Genomic DNA, 24,111 nt, shown 5'->3' with positions numbered 1-24,111 from the left:
GCGCCAATAAGTCATTACACATAGTCTGCAATTACTAAAATTATTGAACAACAGGTAATACATAATGACACGAAAGCAAAAATGACCTAATATACCTAACAAGCGAAATAAACCATGATAAGAAACTACATTAAAATTGCGTGCAGAAGCCTTTGGCGGAACAAAGTTTTTTCGATAATCAACATTATCGGTTTGTCTATCGGGTTAACCGCCTGTTTTCTTATCTACATCAATATAAAATTTGAGCTAAGTTATGACACGTTTAATAAAAAATTTGACCAGATCTATCGCGTCGCGGTTGATGTAAGGCATCCTAACGCGCCTGTTATTATAACACCGGCCGCGTTTGAACAGATTGGACCGTCGTTGCAACAAGACTACTCACAGGTTAAAGAAAATACACGCATAGCGGGAGCAAGGTTTTTGGTGCAATATGGGGCGGTAAAATATCAGGAAGACAATGTCATATTTGCTGATCCGTCACTGTTTTCGGTGTTCACATTACCTGTTATAAAAGGCGATGTAAAGAAAGGATTTGAGGCACCCTTTACAGTTGTGATTACACAAGCTATGGCAAAAAAATATTTTGGCAACGTTGACCCGGTTGGGAAAACATTAACGCTTGATAGCAAGCATCCTGCAATTGTAACGGCGGTAATAAAAGACGTACCGGCTAACTCGCATTTTAAGTTTGATATGGCTGTTTCTTATGCTACTTCTTTAAATGCATATCCAAGAGGGCCAGCAAACTGGGCGCAGATCCGGGGTTTCACATATATTGTATTGCCTAAGGGATATGACTTTAAAGATTTGGAAAGGCAATTGCCGGCTTTTGCAAACAGGCATTACACAGAGGCTGACAGGAAAGAAGGTGCAAATTACGATTATCACCTGGTGCCTTTAAAAGATGTGTACCTGGACGCGTTGAGAGGTGGCCCTGAGCGGGGAGACCTGCATAATATCCGTATTTTTTCGGCTATCGCCTTGTTCATTCTGCTTATAGCTTGTATAAACTTCATTAATTTAACTACCGCGCAGGCTACCGAACGCGCAAAGGAAGTCGGTATCCGAAAGGTTATTGGAGCTGCGAGAAAACAATTGATCACGCAGTTTTTGAGCGAATCAGTTATTATATGCCTGATCGCTTTTTTATTGGCCATTTTGCTAAGCAGCTCATTGTTGCCGCTTTATAACCAGGTATCGGGCAAGGTAACTAATACAACTATTTTCACAAACGTGTATGTGTTTCATCTTTTTATATTATCCTGCTTTATAGGAGTTGTTGCAGGTTTGTATCCTGCTTTTGTGTTGTCGGGGTATAAGCCTGCCGCTATCTTAAAAGGCAGGTTCAGCAAATCGGGTAAAGGGGTTTTGTTACGCAGTTCACTTGTGGTTATGCAGTTCGCGATATCCATTGTGTTAATAGTGGGCACCATTGTGGTTTATACCCAGTTAAATTACATGCGCAGTCAGCCGCTCGGCTTTCAGAAAGATCAAATGCTCACTATCGACTTTTTTTCGGATACGGCAGTGCAGCGGCGGCTTCCGGTGATTAAACAAGAGTTAAAAAAAATCCCCAATGTTATTTCGGCCGCGGCTTCCAGAAGCTTGCCTGGTTTTGGCAATGGCAACAGCGAGTCGGAAATAGAGAATAAAGCAGGTAACATGCAGCAAATGCTTATTGATGCGTATTACGTTGATCAAGACTTTATACCTCAGTTTGAAATGAAACTGGCTGCAGGCAGAATGTTCTCGAAAACTTTTGGCACCGATACTTCCACGGCTTTTTTAATTAATGAAGCAGCGGCCAAAAGCCTTGGGTATACAACACCCGCCGGGGCGGTTGGCCGTAAACTGAAACAATGGGGGCGCAGCGGTAAAATTATAGGCGTTTTGAAAGATTTTCATTTTCAATCGTTACAGGAAGCTGTGAAGCCCCTAAGTATCAGTAATGATCCGGATTTTAACAGAGTACTCACAGTTAAAGTAGGGTCGACAAATATTTCTGCAACTATTGCCGCCATTCAACAGAAGTGGAAATCCCTTGTGCCGGAACGTCCTTTCAATTATAGATTTGTTGATGAAGCTTTCAATGCGCAATATTCTGCACAGGTGAATTTTGGTAACCTGTTCATGTATTTTGCTGTGCTGGCAATACTCATTTCATGCATGGGACTGTTTGGATTAGCATCATACAGCACAATACAACGTACCCGCGAAATAGGCATCCGTAAAGTATTCGGGGCTTCGGTAACTGGTATAATAAATATGTTATCTGCAGAATTTTTGAAGCTGGTTATACTGTCGTCGTTAATTGCATTTCCATTAGCATGGTTTGCCATGAACAAATGGCTTCAGGATTTTGCTTACCGTATAACAATAGGCTGGTGGGTTTTTGCATTAGCCGGAATGGCAGCGCTTGTAATAGCTTTTATCACTGTAAGTTTTCAGGCCGTTAAAGCGGCGCTGGCTAATCCGGTAAAAAGTTTGAGAGCGGAGTGATTTTAAGAGATGAAAGTTAAAAGACGAAAGTCAAAAGGACGGACAGATTAATTAAAGTGTTAATTTAAAACCTTTCATCTTTTATCTTAAAACAAACGTTCACATCCGCACTGTAAGTGTTTCATTACCGAACGGTTTATTTTGACTGTTTTTTATTAAGGTATTGATATTTAATTGGTTGTATAATTGGTACGCGTTTTAATATTTTAGTAGTATAAACCATTTGCCATGTTACGCAATTACATTAAAATAGCCTGGAGAAACCTCATTAAGCACAAGATTTTTTCGTTTATCAATATATTTGGTTTAGCTACAGGTATAGCAGCTTTCTGGCTCATTAGCCTTTACGTGGTTGATGAATGGAGCTATGACCGTTACAACATTAAAGCCCACCGTATTTTTCGTGTTGTTCAGCACGGTACATGGAACGGTGGTAAATTCAATCTCGCGGTTACCTCACCTCCATATGCTCCCGCTTTAAAAAATGATTATGCCGAAGTGGAAGATGCTATCCGCATTGATGCTGAAGGCGGCGGCAAGATCACTTATGGCGGAAAACAGATTAACGAGGGAGCCATGATGTTTACAGATAAAGGCTTCTTTAACCTTTTTACCCATCACTTTTTATCCGGCGATCCCAATACCGCTTTGACCAGGCCGCAAAGCATTGTACTAACTAAAACCCTTGCCGAAAAACTATTTGGCAACACCGCGGATGCCCTGGATAAAACAATACTCATCGAAAATAACCCAAGTACAGTTACTGGTGTAATTGATGATATACCTGCAAATTCGCATTTTACTTTCAGCGCCCTTCGCTCATTGCCTGATGGATATACTGATGGCTGGGCTAATTCGCATATCTACACTTATGTGTTGCTGAAAAACCATGATGATTTTAAAAAAATTCAGGCTGGTTCTGATACATTCTTTAATAAGTATTTAAAAGGAGCGCTTGGAGCTATGCAGTTCCGTATGGAACTGCAGCCGCTTACATCAATTCACCTTAACTCTAATCTTGATTACGAGCTGGGCAGCAACGGCAACATAACCTATGTATATGTATTTGGCATTGTAGCACTACTGATACTGGCTATCGCAGTTATTAATTATGTAAATCTTACAACAGCACGTTCATCCATAAGGATCAGGGAGATAGGTGTGCGCAAGGTAATTGGCTCCAGCAAAAAACAGCTGATCATAATGTTTTTTGCCGAATCAGTTTTATTCACCGTTATCGCTGCCCTGATAGCATCAGTGATGGTGCAATTTTTATTGCCTTATTTTAACCTTCTCTCCGGTAAAAGCCTTGTACTTATGCAGTTTGGATTTAGCAAAACGCTTATCCTATTCAGTCTGTTTGCGTTTGTCACCGGTATTTTAAGCGGTTTATATCCCGCATTGTTCTTATCGGGCTTCCGCACTATTGCTGCTATGAAAGGACAAATGGGCAGTCAGGCTGCTACCATTATGTTCAGGAAATCATTGGTAGTATTTCAGTTTGTTATTACCATTGTTTTGATAGCCGGATCATGCATCATTTACAAACAACTGCATTATGTAATGAACAGGGATCTCGGTTTTAATAAAGCCCAGACGCTTACATTTCATATCAGCGATAAATCGGCACGAACAAAAATAGCCGCAATCAAAAGTCAATTGTTGCAAAATCCGGCTGTCGAGGCTGTAGGTATTGCCGGCAATCCAATTGGCAACAACGACATCGGCTCGGGCAATTTTAATATCGGCGCTGATGGAAAAGCCAATTCTGATTCAAAAGTAGTAGAGAATCTCATTATCGATGAAGATTTTATCCCAACACTGCAGGTAAAGCTGGCTAAGGGGCGCAATTTTTCCTCTGAGATGGGTACCGACCGGCTTGAATCCATTATTGTAAACCAAACGTTGGTTAACGATATGGGCTGGAAGGACGCCATCGGCCGCTCTGTAAGGGTTGGGGTAGACGACAAGGGCAATGTGATCAGCCGAAAAATAATTGGTGTGGTTAAGGATTTTAACACCTATTCTTTACAGCACAAAATTGCTCCTATGATGTTGTATCTGCCGTTTACGGCCAACGATGAGGATAATATGTATATCCGCATAGGCAAAAATAATATCCCGGCCACGCTCGATTATATCAGCGAAGTTTACAGCCGTTTTGATATTGAAAACAAAGTTGAGTTCCATTTCCTCGATCAGAATTTTGCCAAACAATACCAGTCTGAACAAAAACAGGGCAACATCCTGCTCATATTTACCATATTGGCTATTAGCATTGCCTGCCTGGGCTTGTTTGGGCTGGTGACCTTTACCGCAGAGCAAAGGGTAAAGGAAATTGGTATCCGGAAAGTTTTGGGTGCAAGTGTAACCTCTATAGTTACCCTGTTGTCAAAAGATTTAATGAAGCTGGTGCTGATTGCCTCATTAATTGCATCGCCGCTGGCCTGGTATGGTATGAGTAAATGGTTGCAAAGTTTTGCATATCGCGTTGATATCAACTGGTGGATTTTCGCTATAGCCGGCGTTATAGCTGTCATTATTGCTTTTGTTACTGTAAGTGTACAATCGGTAAGGGCAGCAAATGCTAATCCGGCTAAAAGCCTCAAAAATGAATGAACCTCACTGAACCCTCCTAAGGAGAGGGCTTAAGTGCGGATTTTGACATAAAATGATTAATTAAATTCCTCCCCTTAGGGGAGGTTAGGAGGGGTGTATGTTTAGAAATTACTTAAAAACGGCTTTCCGTACCCTGCGCAAAAACGTGGGGTTTACGGTAATAAATATATTGGGACTGGCCCTTGGGCTGGCCACCTGTTTGATGATTGTGCTTTACGTAGCCGATGAGTTGAGTTACGACCGGTTTAATGAGAAAGCTAATCGCACGTACCGCGTTAATGAAGACCTGAAATTTGGCAACAATAATGTACTTTATGCCGTTGCGATGCCGCCGTTGGCTCAGGCTTTAAAAACGGATCTCCCTGAGGTGGAAGAAGCTGCCCGGCTTAAAGCAGCGGGAGGCTTCCATGTAAAAAAGGGCAATGAAAGTATCCTCGAGTATGGTACCGTATTTGCCGACCCATCGGTGTTTAACGTGTTTACCCTGCCCATGATCAATGGTAACCCGGCTACGGCTTTGAGGGAGCCTAACACGGTCGTGGTCACCGAAACTGCGGCTAAAAAGTACTTTAACAGCACCAATGTTGTTGGTAAAACGCTCTCCATTGATAATAACCAATTATTGAAAATTACAGGGGTCATTAAGGATTTGCCAAAGCAATCGCATTTTCATTTTGACTTTTTTATGCCGATGGCGAGCTGGCCCGATAGCCGATCTCCCGAATGGTTGAGAAGTGATTATAATACTTACGTAGTGTTGAAGCCGGGCACAGATTATAAGTTGTTTGAGAGAAAATTGACTGCTCTTCTGAAAAAATACAGCGAAGGCCAAATGCAAACTGCGCTGCACGTAAATATTGCCGATTTTGAAAAAAGCGGCAGTTATTTCAGGCTTAACCTTACTCCGTTAACCGATATCCATTTGCACTCAAACCGTACCGGCGAGTTAAGCAGCAATAGTTCGGCGCAATATGTTTATATATTTTCGGCCATCGCCATATTTATATTACTCATAGCGGGCATTAACTTTATGAACCTGTCAACAGCACGTTCAGCCAGCAGGGCAAGGGAGGTTGGTGTACGCAAGGTTTTAGGTTCACCGCGTAAATATTTAATAGCCCAGTTTTTAACTGAATCTGTATTGGTGACTTTGGCAGCGGCAGTTATCGCGTTTTTTGCTGTGTTACTTTTATTGCCACTGTTTAATCAGGTATCGGGCAAAGAGTTGGTTGTTGGTGCGCAAACCTTAGCCTGGCTGCTGCCTGCTTTACTATTAATTGTACTGGTTGTAGGTTTTGCTGCCGGATCATATCCTGCTTTTTTCCTTTCGGCATTTCAGCCAATTAACGTACTTAGCGGTAAACTGGCCGGCGGTTTCAAAGGCAGCTGGCTCAGGAGTGTACTGGTTGTATTCCAGTTTTCTATTTCAATATTCCTCATTATTGGTACTATCGTTATTTATAATCAGCTCAATTATATTCAAACCAAAAACCTGGGTTATAACCGTAACCAGGTGCTTGTTATTAACAATGCATTTGAGTTGGGCAGCCATGCCAAAACCTTTAAAAATGAGGTGAAGCAGTTACAAGGCGTGGTTAACGCCACATTGACAGGTTATTTACCAACTGGTAAAAACAGGGGAACGTCCATTTTTTACAAAGAAGCGGCAGCCGATCAAAAAACTGCTTTGTTTCCACAAAGCTGGCGGGTAGACGCGGATTACATCAATACCCTGGGCATGAAGATTTCTGCCGGGCGCGATTTTTCCGCAGGTATGCCAACGGATTCCACCGGATTAGTGATCAACGAAACGGCAGCCAAATTTTTAGGCTTTACTAATCCCGTTAATAATATCCTGTACCGCAATATGGACGGCAATCGTGATCATGTAAAAGCTTATCACATCATAGGTGTGGTTAAGGATTTTAATTTCAATTCGCTGAGAGAAAATATCAGTCCGATGATTTTTTTAATGGACGAAGATAGCGGTAACCTGAGCATCAGGGTAAACACAGCTAATTTACCTGCCTTGATCGATCAGATAAAAAGTAAATGGCAGGGCATGACCCAAGCTCAGTTCAGCTACTCGTTTATGGATCAGGACTTTGATGCCAACTATCGTACCGAGCAGCGTACCGGCACCATATCTATCATATTTACCGTGCTGGCCATTTCTATTGCCTGCCTTGGTTTGTTTGGCTTGGCTGCTTATGCCGCCGAACAACGCACCAAAGAGATAGGCATCCGCAAAGTATTAGGTGCGAGTGTATCAGCTATAGTAGGTACATTATCTAAAGATTTTATAAAACTGGTATTTATTTCTATTGCCATAACAACGCCAGTAGCCTGGTACTTAATGAACAAATGGTTGCAGGATTTTGCTTACCGTATCAGTATACAATGGTGGGTGCTTGTAATGGCAGGCGTAGCTGCTATAATAATAGCTGTGGCTACTGTAAGTTTTCAATCTATAAAAGCTGCATTGGCAAACCCGGTTAACAGCCTTAAAAATGAGTAGGCAGTTTGCAGTGGCAGTTATGTAATTACTGGATACCAATGAACTAATGAACAATTGAACCAATGAACCATGATCAGAAATTACCTTAAAACCGCTTTTCGCACGTTGAAAAAAAATGTGGGATTCACCGCAATTAATGTATTTGGTTTGGCCCTTGGACTGGCTACGTGTTTGCTCATCGTGTTTTATGTGGTTGATGAGCTAAGCTATGACAAGTTTAATGTTAAGGCCGAAAGGATCTACCGCGCCAATATGCAGATTAAATTTGGCGGTATCGATCAAAGCTATGCATCGTCGCCGGCGCCATTAGGCGCTGTATTTCAAAACGATTATCCTGAGGTTGAACGGGCCTGCCGTTTGTTGCAACGCGGCGGTTATAACGTGAAAAAAGGTAACCAAACCATCCACGAAAACAGGATGGTCCTTGCAGATTCGACCTTGTTTGATGTATTTACCCTGCCTATCATAGCCGGTGACCCAAAAAAAGCGCTTGTTGAACCTAATACCGTGGTTATCACTGAAAGTACGGCTAAACGTTATTTTAACAACACACAGGCAGTGGGTAAAACATTTACGTTTGATGAAAAGCTGCTTTATAAGGTTACCGGCGTAATTAAAGACCTGCCAAAGCAATCGCATTTTCGTTATGATTTTTTCCTGTCGATGGCATCAAATGCCGAAAGCAAAGATGGGGCATGGTTCAGCAATAATTTCAATACCTATGTGCTGCTAAAACCAGGTGTGGATGCCAAAAAATTTGAAGCGAAGTTTCCTGCATTGATGCACAAATATGCGGGTCCGCAATTGCAAAGTATCTTACATCTTACTTTTGATTCGTTTGAAGGTTCAGGCAACAAATACCAATTGAGCCTTATACCATTGAAGGATATCCACCTTAAATCAAATCTCGTGTCGGAGCTTGACCATAACGGGAATATCCAGTATGTGTACATTTTTGGCGCGGTGGCAATTTTTATCTTACTGATAGCCTGTGTAAACTTCATGAACCTTTCAACCGCCCGTTCTGCAAACCGGGCCCGTGAGGTAGGTGTACGCAAGGTTCTTGGTTCAAGGCGTCAGTCGCTTATAGCTCAATTCCTGTCCGAGTCAATCATGGTAACGTTTATCGCAACAATGATAGCCATGCTGATGGCTTATTTCCTATTGCCGGTATTCAATAATATAGCGGGTAAAAACATGGAGCTTAATATAGGCTCACTGGTTTGGCTGATTCCCGCTTTGCTGGTTATTGTTTTGGTGATAGGCTTCATGGCCGGTTCGTATCCTGCATTTTTTCTTTCGGCATTTCAGCCAATTGATGTTTTGAAAGGCAAGCTTTCCTCTGGCTTTAAGGGTGGTATGTTAAGGAGCTCGTTAGTTGTGTTCCAGTTTTTTATATCGATAGTGCTCATCATTGGTACGCTGGTGATCTATAATCAGCTTAAATATATTCAGAATAAAGACCTTGGTTATAATCGCAGCCAGGTATTGGTGATTCACGGTGTGTATGACCTTGGCGACAAGAGCAAAGTGTTAAGAGATGAAGTAAAGCAGTTGCCCGGCGTAATAGGTGTAACCATGACAGGCTTTTTGCCAACTTCTGACTACCGGAACAGCAGCAGCGTTTTCCAGGAACGCGGGCTCGACCCCAAAAAAGCAGTGCTTGCACAAACCTGGGTAGTTGACGACAACTACCTGCCAACCCTCGGCATAAAACTAACCAAAGGCCGTAATTTCTCAAACCAGATGCCTACCGATTCGGCGACTATGATCATTAACGAAACGGCGGCGAAACTGATGGGCGTACGTGACCCGCTTAACAAATCCATGTTTTTACCTATGGACAATATGGCCAAAACGTTTAAAGAATATCATATAGTAGGCGTTATTAAGGATTTTAATTTCGCTTCGTTGCGTAATAATGTAAGCCCGGTGATATTAATGTACGGGCAGGATACCGGCGCCTTAAGTGTAAAAGTAAACACCGCTAATATTACCGCACTTATGGCCATGATCAGCGACAAATGGAAATCCATAAAACCGGGCAAGGAGTTTGAATATTCGTTTATGGATGACGATTTTGATTCATCGTACCGTGCGGAACAGCGGATGGGTACCATATTCATCATATTTACAAGTTTAACAATTGTGATAGCCTGTTTAGGTTTGTTTGGCCTTGCTGCATATGCCGCCGAACAGCGCACTAAGGAGATAGGCATCCGTAAAGTACTTGGCGCTAATGTAGGCGCTATAGTAGGTATGCTGTCAAAAGATTTTATCAAACTGGTAATGATAGCAATAGTGATAGCCATTCCGGTTGCCTGGGTCGCCATGCAGCAATGGTTGCAGGGTTTTGCCTACCGGCAAAACATACAATGGTGGGTGGTAGTATTGGCCGCGGTTTTGGCCGTGTTGATCGCTTTCGTAACCATCAGCTTCCAATCTATCAAGGCGGCACTGGCCAACCCGGTTAGGAGTTTAAAAAATGAATAATTGTCATTAGGTCATTTAGGTTCGCCTCATTAGGTCATAAAAAGAAAATGACAAAAGTGGCCAAATGACTTAATGAGTACGCAGTAATGACACAATGATATAAATATGATACGTAACTACATAAAAACAGCATGGCGGAACCTTTATCGGAATAAGGCATTTTCGCTGATCCATATTTTGGGATTAACCATGGGGATAACCGTTTGCCTCATGATATTCCTGTATATTATGAATGAGTTTAGCGTGGATAACTTTCATAAGCAGGGAAAAAATATTTACAGAGTAATGCGCGGTTTTGATAAATCGAAAGCGCCCACGTCGTACCTCTCGGGGCCTTACGGCCCTGCCATGCTGAATGATTATCCGCAGGATATAAAGATGGCAGTGCGAGTTTCTCCACGAAATAACCTGGTTTCTTTTGGCGAAAAATCGTTCAATGAGAAAAAGGTTTACGCGGTTGACTCCAACTTTTTTAGCCTCTTTACCTTCCCGTTGCTGAGGGGGGATGCTACTTCGGCACTTAACCATCCGGGCAGCGTGGTGCTAACTGAAACCACCGCCAAAAAATATTTCGGCAATATTGATAATGCCATGGGCAAAGTGGTGCAGATGGATAAACGCCTGCAGTTAAAGGTAACCGGTATTGCCAAAGATGTACCTTCCAACTCGCATCTTGATTTTGATTTGGTGATGCCAATAGCCAATTACACCCGCGATCAGGGTTTTAATGTATGGATTAACAATAGCCTATTTGTTTACCTGTTATTGAATGAGCATAGCAGCCCGGCTGCATTGGAAAGCCGCTTTCCGCAGTTTATGGATAAGTACATGGGCAAGGATATGCAGCGTTTCGGTACCAAATTTAACCTGAGCCTCAGACCATTCAAGGATATCTATTTTGAAAATGCCTCTTCGTTTGATAATGTAAAGCATGGCGATAAAACTGTAGTATTCATCTTTATTTCGATAGCGGTACTCATCATGATCATTGCCTGTATCAATTTTATGAACCTTGCCACTATCCGCGCTGTTGAACGCTCAAAAGAAGTAGGGATGCGTAAGGTTTTAGGCGCGTTAAGAAACCATCTGGTATGGCAATTCATAGGCGAATCTATTTTGCTGGCGCTGGTTTCATGCGCACTTTCTATTGGTTTGTTACTCTTGCTGATGCCGTCATACAATAGCCTGCTGGGGTATGAACTCACTGTATCATGGAATAGTGCACCGATTTACTTGTTTCTTTTTGGGGTTATTTTATTTGTGGGGTTCCTTGCCGGAAGCTATCCGGCTATATTCATGTCGGCGTTTTCGCCTATTGAGGCTTTAAAGGGTAAGCTTAAATTAGGTAGGGGCGGGTCATTTTTCAGGCAATCGCTGGTGGTGTTCCAGTTCAGTATTTCGGTATTACTTATTATCGGCACTATCGTAATCGTTAACCAAATGCGGTATGTGAAAAACAAATCATTGGGTTATGACAAAGAGCAAACGGTTATTGTGAAGATTGATAATAACGATATCTACGACCACAGGCAAACATTTAAACATCAGCTGCAAAATTCAGATTATGTGAAATCGGTATCCCTGATGTCGGGCGAGCCGGGCGGCTTTTTCGATATGCAGGGCTTTGAGGTTGAAGGCCAGCATGAAACGTTTAAATCCAGGTCGGAATTTGCCGACTTTGAATATGTAAAAACATTTGGCCTAAAAATCATTGCCGGCAGGGATTTTTCACCGCAATTTGCTACTGATACTACGAATTCGGTATTGATCAACCGTACAGCGGCAAAAGAACTGGGCTTTACGCCGCAGCAGGCTATCGGTAAATGGATTAAAAATACAGTGCGTGATAGTAGCCGCCGCACCATCATCGGTGTGGTTGAAGATTTTAACTTCCTTTCACTAAAAGAAAACATGGATGCCCTGGTTATTTCGCCAAGCGAAGACAGGCGCGTAGCCGTGATCAAACTAAAATCCGGGAATATCCAGTCCGGTTTGGCAGCTATCAAAAACATTTATGCCGAAGTAGCGCCCGTTTATCCGTTCGAGTACAGCTTTCTTGATCAGCAGTTTGATACTACCTATCGCAACGATATCAGGCAGCAAACCATGTTAAGTATATTTTCAGGGTTGGCAATCTTTATAGCCTGTTTGGGTTTGTTTGGTTTAGCCTCGTTTACTGCGGCGAAACGTACCAAGGAGATTGGAGTCCGTAAGGTATTGGGATCATCGGTACAAAATATTCTTATCCTGATATCAAAAGACCTGCTGAAACCGGTGTTATTAGCTACAGTGATTGCTATCCCCCTGGGTTATTACAGCATGGATAAATGGCTGCAAAGTTTCGCTTACAAAACACCTCTTCATTGGTGGATCTTTGCTTTGGCTGCTTTGCTTACATTTGTTATAGCTGTGGTTACCATTAGCTTTCAATCGTTAAAGGCAGCGCTTGCAAATCCTATCAGGAGTTTGAGAAGCGAATGAGATCAGTTTGCAGATAGCAGTGGCAGTTTGCAGTAGCAGTTGAAGAAATAGAATATACCCTAAGCCCGTGTCTCAACGGGCTTTTTTATGACGTTCTGTCATTATTAGGTAGCCTGAATTTATTTTCAGCACCATGCAACGTATTTGCTAAACGCCTGGTCTTATTATATATAAACCAAAGATCATTATTATGAAAAAGTATTTACTCGTGTTATTTGTTGCCTGTGCAGGCAGCGCTTTTGCGCAAAATAATCAGAAAACACCATACCTCACCAAATCATTATCAGGACAGGCCGTGAAAAATGTATTTGTTAATACTTCGGGCGGTAGTATTACCGTCAGCGGCGCACCGGACCAGGAACCGAGAGTTGAGGTTTTTATACAAGGTAATAACGGTAATAATGACCTTTCTAAAGAAGAGATCAAAAAGCGCCTCGACGAAAATTACGACTTGAGCATTGATGTTAACGGCGGTGAGCTGCGCGCCAAAGCTAAAAGCAAACATGATGGCAACTGGGACTGGAAAAAATCGTTAAGTATCTCGTTCCGTGTGTATGTACCCGGCAATGTGGCAACAAATCTGAATACCAGCGGCGGCAGTATCCATTTGGATAATCTAACAGGTGCGCAGCAATTTGAAACCAGTGGTGGCAGCTTACACCTGGATAAAATTACCGGCACTATCAAAGGCCGTACATCAGGCGGCAGTATCCACGTGAGCGATTCAAAGGAAAACATTGACCTGCAAACATCAGGCGGCAGTATTGAAGCCCGCAATTGTATGGGCCATATCAGGCTGGAAACATCCGGAGGTTCTTTACATCTCGATGGTTTAAAGGGTGATATCAAGGCTACCACCAGCGGCGGCAGTATCAGTGGCAATAAAATTGATGGGGATTTCATTACAGGCACATCAGGGGGCAGCATTAACCTTACCGATTTGTCGTGCAGCCTCGATGCTTCAACAAGTGCCGGCAGCTTTCGTGCACAATTTATAAGCGTTGGTAAATCTGTTAAAATTGATGTAAGCTCGGGTCATATCGATCTGCAGTTACCGTCAAAACAAGGCCTTAACCTTGACGTGCGTGGCGACAAGATAGAAAGTAATCTCACAGATAACTTCTCTGGTAACAAGGATAAAGAAAGGGTAGAAGGTAAACTTAACGGCGGCGGATCCCTCGTTGAAGTACGTGGTAATGGTCGTGTTAATCTTACCGTAAACTAATACTGATATAAAGAATATTACAAAGGCCTGTTGCTCAAATAGTGACAGGCCTTTTGTGTTGCCTGGGGTGTATCATAACCGGACACATGGTGTTACGTCTTCGTACAGTTTTTATATGAAATAAATCGTAATTAATTGATATTTAGATATTTGATTTATTGGTATGGCTTTTAAACCTGTATTAGGGTTAACCGTACACTCATGTTCAAAAACTACATTAAAACCGCCTGGCGAAACTTAAGGCGGAACAAAATATTCTCCTTTATTAATGTGTTCGGCCTGTCTGTGGGCTTAGCTTGCTGTATGCTTATTTGTGCATTTGTATATAGTGAATTAGATTATGATCAATATCCGGCACAGGCCAAACAAATGTATCGTGTTGGTTTACGCTCCATTGAAAATAACGGTGTGAGCGAATACCCGATGGTTGACATAGCTGTAGGACAGGGGATTAAAAATATGTTTCCTGAAGTTCTTGAAACCACAAGGCTTGCCGGTCGCGGTCCGGTTTTTATAAAATATAACGACAAGCAATTTAAGGAAGAGCATGTACAAATGATAGATGCTAATTTCCTTCACCTGTTTTCGATATCATTGGTTGATGGCGATAATAAAACCTGCTTTACTGAACCTAATAGCATGGTGATCACGAAAGCTATGGCTACCAAATATTTTGGCAACCAGGAAGCTGTAGGAAAAGCTGTTACCATTGATGGCAAGCCTTATAAAGTGACAGGTGTAATTGACAAAATACCCGATGATTCACACTTTCATGGCGATGCATTTTTGAACATGGCTCCCTTTGTTGAAAATGCAAAGCAAACCTGGAGCAATATTGGCTATTTTACTTATGTAGTATTAAATAAAAATGCCGATCCTAAAAAACTGGAAGCCGCTTTTCCGGAAATGGTACGAAAATTTGTTGTGCCCGAAATTGCCCATGATATGGGTACGAGTTTAGCACAGGCAAGCAAATCTGTCAATACCTTTCTGTTTTTCCTGCAGCCCTTAGGCGACATCCACTTGCACTCGGCAACCAAATACGAACTGGAGCCTAATGGCGATATTCATTATGTATATATATTTGGTGCATTGGCCGCTTTTATATTGATATTGGCCTGCATTAATTTTACTAATCTTTCAACGGCAAGTTCGGCCAGGCGCTCAAAAGAAGTGGGCATCCGTAAGGTGCTTGGTTCTGAAAAGAGCGGACTGGTTTCACAGTTCCTCACCGAGTCGGTTATGCTAACTTTCGGGGCTTTATTATTAGCATTAGGTATAGTGTATCTGCTGTTACCGCTGTTCAATAACTTGGCAGGGAAACATATCGAACTTGGTTTTTTCCTGAGCCCTATGGCTTTGATCATTGAATTGTTTACAGCTTTTTTAGTTGGGATTCTTGCAGGAATTTATCCGGCATTCTTCCTGTCCTCGTTCCAGATTATTGCCGTTTTAAAGGGTAATAGCACAACAAAAGCCGAAGGGAAAGGTGTGTTGCGCAGCGGATTAATCATTTTTCAGTTTGCTGTGTCAACAGCACTTATTATATCAACCTTTGTAGTATATCAACAATTGCATTATATGCAAAACAAAAAGTTGGGTTATGATAAAGATCAGGTATTGGTAATTAATGATGCCTATACCCTGGGTCATAATATTGATGCTTTTAAAAATCAGCTTCTGCGTAATCCACTGGTATTAAATGCCACCATATCAAGTAGTGTGCCGGGCAAGTTAACAGGTGTTGACGGCACCCAGATAGATGCTAAAGAATTTGATGACAAGGGCGGCCATGCCGAGATTCACACCAATATTTACCACGTGGATGAAAGTTATATACCTACTTTAGGGTTACAGGTCATCAACGGGCGTAATTTCTATCAGACCTTCCCCGGCGATTCGATGTCGGTTGTCGTGAACGAAGCTTTGGTAAAAGGTTTGGGATGGGAGAACACTAACCCGATAGGTAAAACCATAGTGCGCTCGGCCCGTACGCAATATAAAGTTGTAGGTGTGGTTAAAGATTTTCATTACGCTTCGGCCAGGCAAAAGATAGCGCCTTTAATGCTGCTATCTGGTCACAATACAGGTTCCGTTATTTTAAAGATTAAAACCGGTGACGTAAAATCGTTGATAACCGACATTAAAACCGAATGGGATAACTTTAGGCCGGAAGCGCCTTTCAGCTACTCATTCCTCGATCAACAATATGCTTCGCTTTATACTTCCGAACAGCAAACAGGTAAAATATTCACCGTGTTTTCATGCATCGCCCTCATTATAGCAAGCCTGGGCTTGTTCGGTTTAGCCGCGTTTATGATCAGGCTAAGGGTTAAAGAAATAGGTATCCGTAAAGTATTGGGTGCATCGACAGGCAGTATTACGGTGATGCTATCAAAGGAGTTTTTGCGGCTGATTGTCATAGCGTCCATCATTTCGTTCCCGGTAACATGGCTTGCCATGAACAAGTGGCTGCAGGATTTTGCATACCGGATCAGTATCCAATGGTGGGTATTCCTGTTAGCAGGTGGCATTGCCCTGCTGGTAGCGGGTATCACAATAAGCTTTCAATCGGTTAAAGCGGCTTTGGCTAACCCGGTGAAAAGCCTCAGAAGTGAGTAGCAGCTGACAGTGGCAGTTTACAGATCATTGCCCAGGGACTAATAATTAATGAATAAGTGAACTAATGAACTAAATCATGATAAAGAATTATTTACGAAGTGCCTTTCGCAATATTGCCCGGCACAAATTTATTTCATTCATCAACATATTTGGCTTAACCATAGGGTTAACCTGTTGCCTGCTTATTTTAACTTATATAGTTAAAGAACTCAGTTATGATAAGTTTAACCATAATGCCCCCAATATTTACAGGGTGAGCCGGAGTTTTAATACAGCTGATGGTATCGTCAACCTGCATTTGGGAGCCGTGGCGCCGCCCTTCGGTCCGCTGCTGAAAAACGAATTTCCTGATATAAAAAAGGTTACCCGTTTATTCCCCAACGGCGATGTGGTTTTGCGTTATAAGGATAAATTATTAACCGAAAAGGGCTCTTATTTTGCTGATGAAAACTTCCTTAGTTTCTTTGATCTTAAAACAGTAGCAGGTGACCCTAAAACTGCCCTTAGTGAGCCATATACAGTAATGATGACTGAGGATATGGCGCGCAAATACTTCGGTAACGAAGACCCCATAAACAAAGAGATCAGGCTTGATAATACGGCCAATTTTAAAGTAACAGGCATTTTCAAGCCGTTTCCGCCTAACTCACAAATGCACCCTCAAATGTTGCTGTCATTCAATACACTGAACGATGACAAGGTTTACGGACGCAATCAACTGGCAACCAATTGGGGGAACAACTCATTTTTTACCTACCTGCTATTGCCCGATCATTATAATATTGATCGAATCAGTTCGCAGTTTCCGGCTTTTATAGATAAATACATGAATTCTCCGGGGCAGCCCCGACAGTCAAAATTTACTCAGCTGCATATTCAAAGATTCCTGGATATTCACCTGCATTCGCATCTTGATGATGAAGTAGAACAAAATGGCGATATTAAAAGGGTTTACATTTTTTCGGCTATCGCTCTGTTTATTTTGCTGATAGCCTGTATCAATTACATGAACCTGTCTACTGCCCGCTCAACCCTCAGGGCTAAAGAGATTGGGATCCGCAAGGTGATCGGCGCACAACAAAAAGAGATCATCACCCAATTTTTAAGCGAATCTGTATTGATCACTTATTTTTCGCTTGTGCTGGCCGTAATTTTAACGTGGTTACTGTTGCCGCTTATCAACCGGCTTTCAGAACTTGGCCTTGCTATCAATAGTTTATTTCAACCGATAATTTTAGTGTCGGTGTTATTGCTGCCGCTGATTATCGGGCTTATCAGCGGTATTTATCCGGCGATTTTCATGTCGTCATTTAAACCGATAAAGGTATTAAAAGGGATCCTCAAAGTAGGGTCAGGAAATATCTCGTTCCGTAAGGTGCTGGTGGTTGTACAGTTTTCTATCTCCATAATCCTGATCATTGCTACTACCATAGTTTTCCAGCAGTTAAGGTATATTCAAACAAAATCACTTGGTTTTAATAAAGATCATTTGGTAACCTTAGCAGGTATTCCGGCTAACCAGTTTGAAGCTTTCAGGGCCGATGTATTGCGAGATCCGGCGGTAAAAGATATTGGACGCTCATCGCGTATCCCATCAGGACGGCTACTGGATGATCAGGGCGTTTCTGTTTTTGACGGGGACAAACCGCTTCCGGTTAAAGCAGATATCAAATGCATCAATGCTGATTACGGTTTCATTCCAACTTACGGTATAAAAATGGCTGCAGGTAGGAACTTCAGTCGTGATTTTGCTACCGACAGCAACAATTTTGTAATCAATGCATCGGCTGTAAGTGCATTAGGATGGAAATCGCCTGAGAGCGCTATAGGTAAGGATATGAGCTATGGCGGCGTTAAAGGAAAAGTGATAGGGGTGGTTAATGATTTTCATTTCGAGTCATTACATCAAAATATCATCCCGCTTTTAATGGAGATGCCCTCATTCGCCAACAATAGTTATAGAAGAATAACTGTTAAGATCGATGGCAACCATATCAATTCGGCATTGGCAACCCTTGAGCAAACCTGGAAAAAATATCAACCCGAAACACCTTTTGAATACAGCTTTTTAGATGAGCGCTTTCAAAAGCTATATAATAGTGAGCAGGAGCAGGGCAATTTGTTTACTATATTTTCGTGCCTTGCCATATTTATAGCTTGCCTTGGCCTGTTTGGACTTTCAGCTTTTACCATATCGCAAAGAGTAAAAGAAATAGGTGTGCGTAAAGTACTTGGTGCAAGCATCCCGCAAATTGTTACCGAACTTTCAAAAGACTTTTTGAAGCTGGTGATCGTTGCCGCGGTGATTGCTTTACCAATCGCGTGGTACGCTATGAGTAAATGGTTGCTTGATTTTGCCTTCAGAATTGACATACAATGGTGGGTTTTTGTAATGGCTGGGATAATAGCGTTGATCATTGCTTTTGCAACCATAAGCTATCAATCAATGAAGGCCGCAATGGCTAACCCTGTGAAGAGTTTACGTTCGGAATAAATTCGCCATTATATCATTTTGCTTCGGGTCATTAGGCTATTTTTGATTAGCGCGAGGCAAAAATGACTTAATGACCTAATGAAATAATGACTTGACAATGTTTAAAAACTATTTCAAAATCGCGCTGCGTAATTTTTGGCGGCATAAATTTTTTACATTCATCAATGTAATCGGTTTATCTATTGGGATCAGTTCAGCGCTGGTTATCTACCTGATAGTTCATTTTGATTTTACTTTTAATCAAAACTTTGATAACGGCGACCGCATTTATCGGGTAGTATCAAACTATACCTTTTCTGGCGAAGAAGCGCATAACCGCGGCGTATCAGGCCCTGTGCCCGAGGCTGTACGGAACAATATAAGCGGCGTTGAGCTTGCTGCTCCATTCTTTACCTTAAATCAGCCCAATGTCCTTGTTCCGGGAAAAGGCGGCATTCCTGTTAAGTTTAAATTGCAGGATAATGTGATCTTTGCCGATGGACGCTATTTCAGTATGTTTAAATATAACTGGCTGGCGGGTTCGGCGAAGACAGCTTTGAATGCCCCTAATCAAACGGTACTTACTGCTGATCAGGCAAAAAAGTATTTTCCTAAGCTTTCATACGGCCAGATGATAGGCCGGGTGATCACTTATGACACGCTTAGCGCAGCAATTACAGGCATTGTTGAACCATTAAAGGGTAATAACGATTTTACTTTTCATGATTTTCTTTCTTATTCAACGACAAAAAATAATAAATCGCTTGCCAATGAGCTGAACCTTACCAATTGGGGTGGTACCACTTCGTCATCTATTCTTTTTGTAAGGTTGGCGCCAAATACTACTATAGCCAATTTTGAAAGGCAACTAAACGCCATCCTCAAAAAAAGCGATCCTCCAAAACCCGAAAACAAGGGTAATACACGTAATTTTACTTTACAGCCGTTGTCAGATCTGCATTTCAATAGTGTATATGGTACGTTCGATTCAGGTAATCCAGCTAATAAAACAACGCTTTACGGTTTACTGGTTATTGCGGCTTTCCTGTTATTATTAGGTTGTATTAATTTTGTTAACTTAACTACTGCGCAAGCCACACAAAGGGCCAAAGAAATTGGTGTGCGTAAAACAATGGGGAGCAGCCGCACCCAACTTATTACCCAGTTTCTGAGTGAAACGTTCATTATAACTCTTTTTGCTGTTATCATTTCGGTGGCGCTGGCGCCCGCTATATTAAAACTGTTTAAAGATTTTATTGCAGAAGGTATTAAGCTTGACCTGCTTCATCAACCCAACCTTTTTGTATTCCTGTTTTTGTTGACAGTAGTAGTGGCCTTATTATCGGGTTTTTATCCGGCCGCTCTATTGTCCGGCTATAAACCGGTATTGGTCCTTAAAAATCAGGCATCATCAAATAGTAGCAAAACACGTAATGCCTGGTTGCGTAAGTCGTTAACGGTAACCCAATTTGTTATTGCCCAGTTTTTTATAATGGCAACAGTATTAGTGAGCAAACAAATTCACTATGCGTTAACAAAGGATCTTGGCTTTAAGAAAGACGCCATTCTGATCATTAACTCACCATGGAAAAACCGTACCCTTAGTAAAAACCAGGTATTTATGAACAAGCTGAAGGCGATACCCCAGGTTGAGTTAGTGAGTGCAGGTAAAGCCGCTCCGTCTTCAAATAGCACCAATTCAACAGAGGCCACTTACATAGACGGTAAAAAGGAAATAAAAATTGAATTGTATGAAAAATATGGCGACCCCAATTATATCAATGTATACAAGCTTAAACTTTTGGCCGGGCGTAATATTCAGTACGGCGACAGCACCAGGGCATTTTTGATCAATAATACCTATGCAAAATTGATAGGGTTTAAAAACCCGGCGGACGCGGTGGGTAAGTATATTGATAAGTTTAATGGTGATAAAAGAATGCAGATCATAGGTGTAGTAGGTGATTTTTATTCCGAATCATTGCATTCGCCCATTAAACCTACCTGCATTCATATTAGCAATAGTTTTTATAACAACGGTACTTTTCATATAGCACTTAAGCCACAAACTGCCGGTGGTAATGAATGGAAAAAAGCCATCGCTTCGATGGAAAAAACATGGAAAGAGATTTATCCTGAAGACGATTTTGAGTATAACTTTTTTGACAAGAGTATCGCAAAATTTTACGATGCCGAACAGCATACATCAACCTTGTTAACCTGGGCGACAGGTTTATCGATATTTATCAGCTGCCTTGGTTTGTTAGGTTTGGCTATATACAATACCAACCAGCGCACCAAAGAGATAGGCGTACGTAAAGTTCTCGGCGCTACGGTAGCACAAATTGTTACCCTGCTTTCAACCGAGCTGGTGCTGCTTATTGTGCTGGCTTTTGCCCTGGTAACCCCGTTGGCCTGGTATGCTATGAATAAATGGATGGAAACCTTTGCCGACAGAACCGCCATCAGCTGGTGGATCTTTGCGGCAAGCGGCGCGGGAATGCTGTTAACGGCACTGGTCACTTCAAGTTTTCAAACCATCAGGGCGGCGTTGGCTAATCCAACAAAGAGTTTGCGCTCTGAATAATTGGTCATTGAATCATTTGCTTCGCATCATTAAGTCATTTATTGATTAGTGTGGCTGAAGTTCAATGACTTAATGACCAAATGATAAAATGACTAATGATATGTTAAAAAACTATTTTAAAGTAGCATTCCGTAATTTAGGTAAGCACCGCACTATCAGTATCATTAATATTGCCGGACTTACTATTGGCATTACCGCAGCGGTATTTATAATGTTGTGGGTACAAAATGAGTTTAGCTTTGACAATTACCACCCGGATGTTGATAATATCTACAGGGTAAAAACCAAACTAAGCCTGACTAAAGACGAAGTGTGGGACTGGGAATCATCTCCTTATATGTTAGGCCCGGTTGCCAGGCAGGAAATACCGGGTTTAAAGAATTATACATTTTTGTGGCCGGGTTATATGATGACGGTGCATCATAATAACCAACTGATATCGGAAAAAAAGTATGCCTTTATAGATGCCAATTGGTTCAAAGTATTCCATTACGATTTTATCGACGGAAGCGCCGATAGCTTTTCGAAAAATCCATTTAGTTTAATCCTGACAGAATCAACAGCAAAGAAATATTTTGGTAATGGCGAAGCTGTCGGCAAAATGCTGAAAGTTGACTCCATGAACTACCAGGTGCAGGCAGTAGTTAAGGATAATCCTGCAAATTCAAGCTTTCAGTACGATATATTGATGCCGGTAGAGGCTAAACTCAGCAATGCACATGAAAAAGAACAGGCGAGCAATTGGGGTAATTACAGCGGCCTCACATTTTTAAAGCTGCAGCCGGGCGTAAATATTAAAGAGGTAGGCCAAAAGCTAACCCAAATTATCAGGAAAAATAACAAGGGCAGCGAAAACACAACCATGAGTGTGATAGGCCTCAAGGATATCCATTTTGAAAGTGGTTTGCTAAGTACTTCGTTTGAAAACGGCAACCGAAAGTTGGTTAACATCTTCCTGATTCTGGCTTTTTTACTTTTGGCTACGGCGTGCATAAATTACGTAAACCTAACTACCGCCAGAGCAAGTGTACGTTCAAAAGAAGTGAGCGTGCGCAAAATTGTAGGGGCGGGCAGCAGGCAGCTTTTTGCCCAGTTTATGTCCGAATCATTGGTTGTAAGTTTCCTGTCATTATTATTTGCCATTTTATTTATCCAAATCTGCCTGCCGTGGTTTAACAAGGTTACCGAAAAGCACTTTGTACAGCCACTAACATCCAGCACAACATGGTTGATATTGTTGGGCACACTGGTTGTTTGTTTTGTTTTTAATGGCATATATCCTGCTGTATTATTATCATCATTTAAGCCATTAAGTGTGTTTAAGGGCAGGACGTTATTGAGTTTTAAGGACGGCGGCATTCGTAAAGCCCTGGTTGTTTTGCAATTTGGTATCTCGGTGATGCTTATCATTAGTACAATGATCATTTACCGTCAGCTTAATTTTATGAAAAATGCTGACTTGGGGTATAAGCGCGAACACGTTTTTGTAATGACTATACCATGGCAGGTGCTTGGCTCAGACGATAAGATAAGGGAGTCGAAATTAAAAAGTATCGCCAGCGAGTTAACACAGCAAAGCGCGATAGCTGAGGTCTCTCAATCGGCCAACGATGCCTTTTTTAATAATAGCAACAAGGTTTCAGGATCAATGGATTGGGAAGGTCGGCCACTGGATTATAAACCTTCGGTTTCCACCATATCGGCCGACGAAAAATTTCAACATATACTAAGCCTAAAAATGGCCGAGGGGCATTGGTTTGATAAAAATGGCTCCGATCAGCATAATGTAGTTTTGAATGAAACTGCAGTGAAACAGCTTGGGATTCATAAACCCGTTATCGGGCAGCGGTTTAAGTTTAACGGCGATTCGGGCATTGTAGCCGGTGTGGTGAAAGATTTTAACTTCAGGAGCCTCCATGAAAAGATAAGCCCAATGGTTATTAATAATCATACCGATTGGGCATGTAGTTTTTATGTCAAAACAACTCCCGGCAATACAGCTGCAGCTATAAAGATAGCCCAAAATGTATGGAATGAATTTGTTCCCGACCAGCCGTTTGATTATAGTTTTATTGATGATGGGTATAATAAACTTTACCATGCCGAACAGCGTTCCTCAACATTGATAGCGGCTTTTGCTATTATAGCCATTGCAATATCGGCCATGGGTTTACTCGGCCTGGCAGCCTTTGCCGCCGAACAGCGGGTAAAAGAAATAGGTATTCGTAAAGTGCTTGGCGCCAGTGTTCAAAATATAATAGGACTGCTATCTGCCGAGTTTTTAAAAACAGTTGTCATAGCCAACATCGTTGCTTTCCCGGTGGCTTGGTACATGATGAACAAATGGCTGCAGGATTTCGCATACCGTACAAATATCACATGGTGGATCTTTGCTGTTGCCGCGTGCATAGCACTTTTAATAGCATTGATAACCGTAAGCATCCAATCTATTAAAGCTGCACTGGCCAACCCGGTAAATAGCTTAAGAAGCGAATAGATTTTTGAGGCGAAAGGTTAAAGGCGAAAGCTAAAAGGTAGTTGTCAATTTATGAAAACGTCCGATTCAGAAAAACATCGGACGTTTTCACCTT

The 24,111-nt window shown here is 41.8% G+C and carries 10 protein-coding genes; all 10 read left to right on the top strand.

The features are described 5' to 3' along the window. The first annotated feature begins 114 nt into the window (after positions 1-114). The 10 genes from ACP26M_RS10060 to ACP26M_RS10015 all read left to right on the top strand — a co-directional run bounded on the left by ACP26M_RS10060 (position 115) and on the right by ACP26M_RS10015 (position 24,017). Positions 115-2,502, top strand: a complete 2,388-nt coding sequence (locus ACP26M_RS10060) for an ABC transporter permease (protein WP_426588467.1) — start codon at positions 115-117, stop codon at positions 2,500-2,502. A gap of 228 nt (positions 2,503-2,730) precedes the next feature. Beyond that, positions 2,731-5,121, top strand: coding sequence for an ABC transporter permease (locus tag ACP26M_RS10055; RefSeq protein WP_426588465.1), 2,391 nt, complete (start codon positions 2,731-2,733; stop codon positions 5,119-5,121). Positions 5,122-5,218: 97 nt separating this feature from the next. Beyond that, complete coding sequence (locus ACP26M_RS10050) at positions 5,219-7,639, top strand: ABC transporter permease (protein WP_426588463.1); 2,421 nt, start codon at positions 5,219-5,221, stop codon at positions 7,637-7,639. A gap of 69 nt (positions 7,640-7,708) precedes the next feature. Beyond that, positions 7,709-10,132: an ABC transporter permease gene (locus ACP26M_RS10045; protein WP_426588461.1), complete on the top strand. Its 2,424-nt coding sequence runs from the start codon at positions 7,709-7,711 to the stop codon at positions 10,130-10,132. A 105-nt stretch (positions 10,133-10,237) separates the two neighbouring features. Further along, positions 10,238-12,613 (top strand): ABC transporter permease, encoded by a 2,376-nt coding sequence (locus tag ACP26M_RS10040; protein WP_426588459.1) that lies wholly within the window; start codon positions 10,238-10,240, stop codon positions 12,611-12,613. A gap of 190 nt (positions 12,614-12,803) precedes the next feature. Beyond that, the gene (locus ACP26M_RS10035; RefSeq protein WP_426588457.1) at positions 12,804-13,838 is read left to right on the top strand and encodes a DUF4097 family beta strand repeat-containing protein; all 1,035 of its coding nucleotides are present in this window, start codon (positions 12,804-12,806) and stop codon (positions 13,836-13,838) included. 201 nt (positions 13,839-14,039) lie between these two features. Beyond that, positions 14,040-16,460 carry an ABC transporter permease gene (locus ACP26M_RS10030; RefSeq protein ID WP_426588455.1) on the top strand — a complete coding sequence of 807 codons (2,421 nt, stop codon included), beginning with the start codon at positions 14,040-14,042 and terminating at the stop codon, positions 16,458-16,460. Between the two features lie 76 nt (positions 16,461-16,536). Beyond that, entirely contained in the window at positions 16,537-18,954 is a 2,418-nt protein-coding gene (locus tag ACP26M_RS10025) for an ABC transporter permease (RefSeq protein ID WP_426588453.1), read from the top strand. 97 nt (positions 18,955-19,051) lie between these two features. Beyond that, the gene (locus ACP26M_RS10020; RefSeq protein WP_426588451.1) at positions 19,052-21,520 is read left to right on the top strand and encodes an FtsX-like permease family protein; all 2,469 of its coding nucleotides are present in this window, start codon (positions 19,052-19,054) and stop codon (positions 21,518-21,520) included. 100 nt (positions 21,521-21,620) lie between these two features. Further along, positions 21,621-24,017 carry an ABC transporter permease gene (locus ACP26M_RS10015; RefSeq protein ID WP_426588449.1) on the top strand — a complete coding sequence of 799 codons (2,397 nt, stop codon included), beginning with the start codon at positions 21,621-21,623 and terminating at the stop codon, positions 24,015-24,017. Positions 24,018-24,111 lie beyond the last annotated feature (94 nt).

This window comes from Mucilaginibacter sp. R-33, from assembly GCF_049949235.1.
Taxonomy (GTDB): domain Bacteria; phylum Bacteroidota; class Bacteroidia; order Sphingobacteriales; family Sphingobacteriaceae; genus Mucilaginibacter.
Note: the sequence above shows the minus strand (reverse complement) of the source record. Positions and strands in the feature narration are given on the sequence as shown.

Bases quoted from the DNA above. Each gene is read 5' to 3' on its own strand.
- ACP26M_RS10060 (WP_426588467.1), top strand. From the start codon at position 115: ATGATAAGAAACTACATTAAAATTGCGTGCAGAAGCCTTTGGCGGAAC.
- ACP26M_RS10040 (WP_426588459.1), top strand. From the start codon at position 10,238: ATGATACGTAACTACATAAAAACAGCATGGCGGAACCTTTATCGGAAT.
- ACP26M_RS10015 (WP_426588449.1), top strand. From the start codon at position 21,621: ATGTTAAAAAACTATTTTAAAGTAGCATTCCGTAATTTAGGTAAGCAC.
- ACP26M_RS10050 (WP_426588463.1), top strand. From the start codon at position 5,219: ATGTTTAGAAATTACTTAAAAACGGCTTTCCGTACCCTGCGCAAAAAC.
- ACP26M_RS10055 (WP_426588465.1), top strand. From the start codon at position 2,731: ATGTTACGCAATTACATTAAAATAGCCTGGAGAAACCTCATTAAGCAC.
- ACP26M_RS10030 (WP_426588455.1), top strand. From the start codon at position 14,040: ATGTTCAAAAACTACATTAAAACCGCCTGGCGAAACTTAAGGCGGAAC.
- ACP26M_RS10025 (WP_426588453.1), top strand. From the start codon at position 16,537: ATGATAAAGAATTATTTACGAAGTGCCTTTCGCAATATTGCCCGGCAC.
- ACP26M_RS10045 (WP_426588461.1), top strand. From the start codon at position 7,709: ATGATCAGAAATTACCTTAAAACCGCTTTTCGCACGTTGAAAAAAAAT.
- ACP26M_RS10035 (WP_426588457.1), top strand. From the start codon at position 12,804: ATGAAAAAGTATTTACTCGTGTTATTTGTTGCCTGTGCAGGCAGCGCT.
- ACP26M_RS10020 (WP_426588451.1), top strand. From the start codon at position 19,052: ATGTTTAAAAACTATTTCAAAATCGCGCTGCGTAATTTTTGGCGGCAT.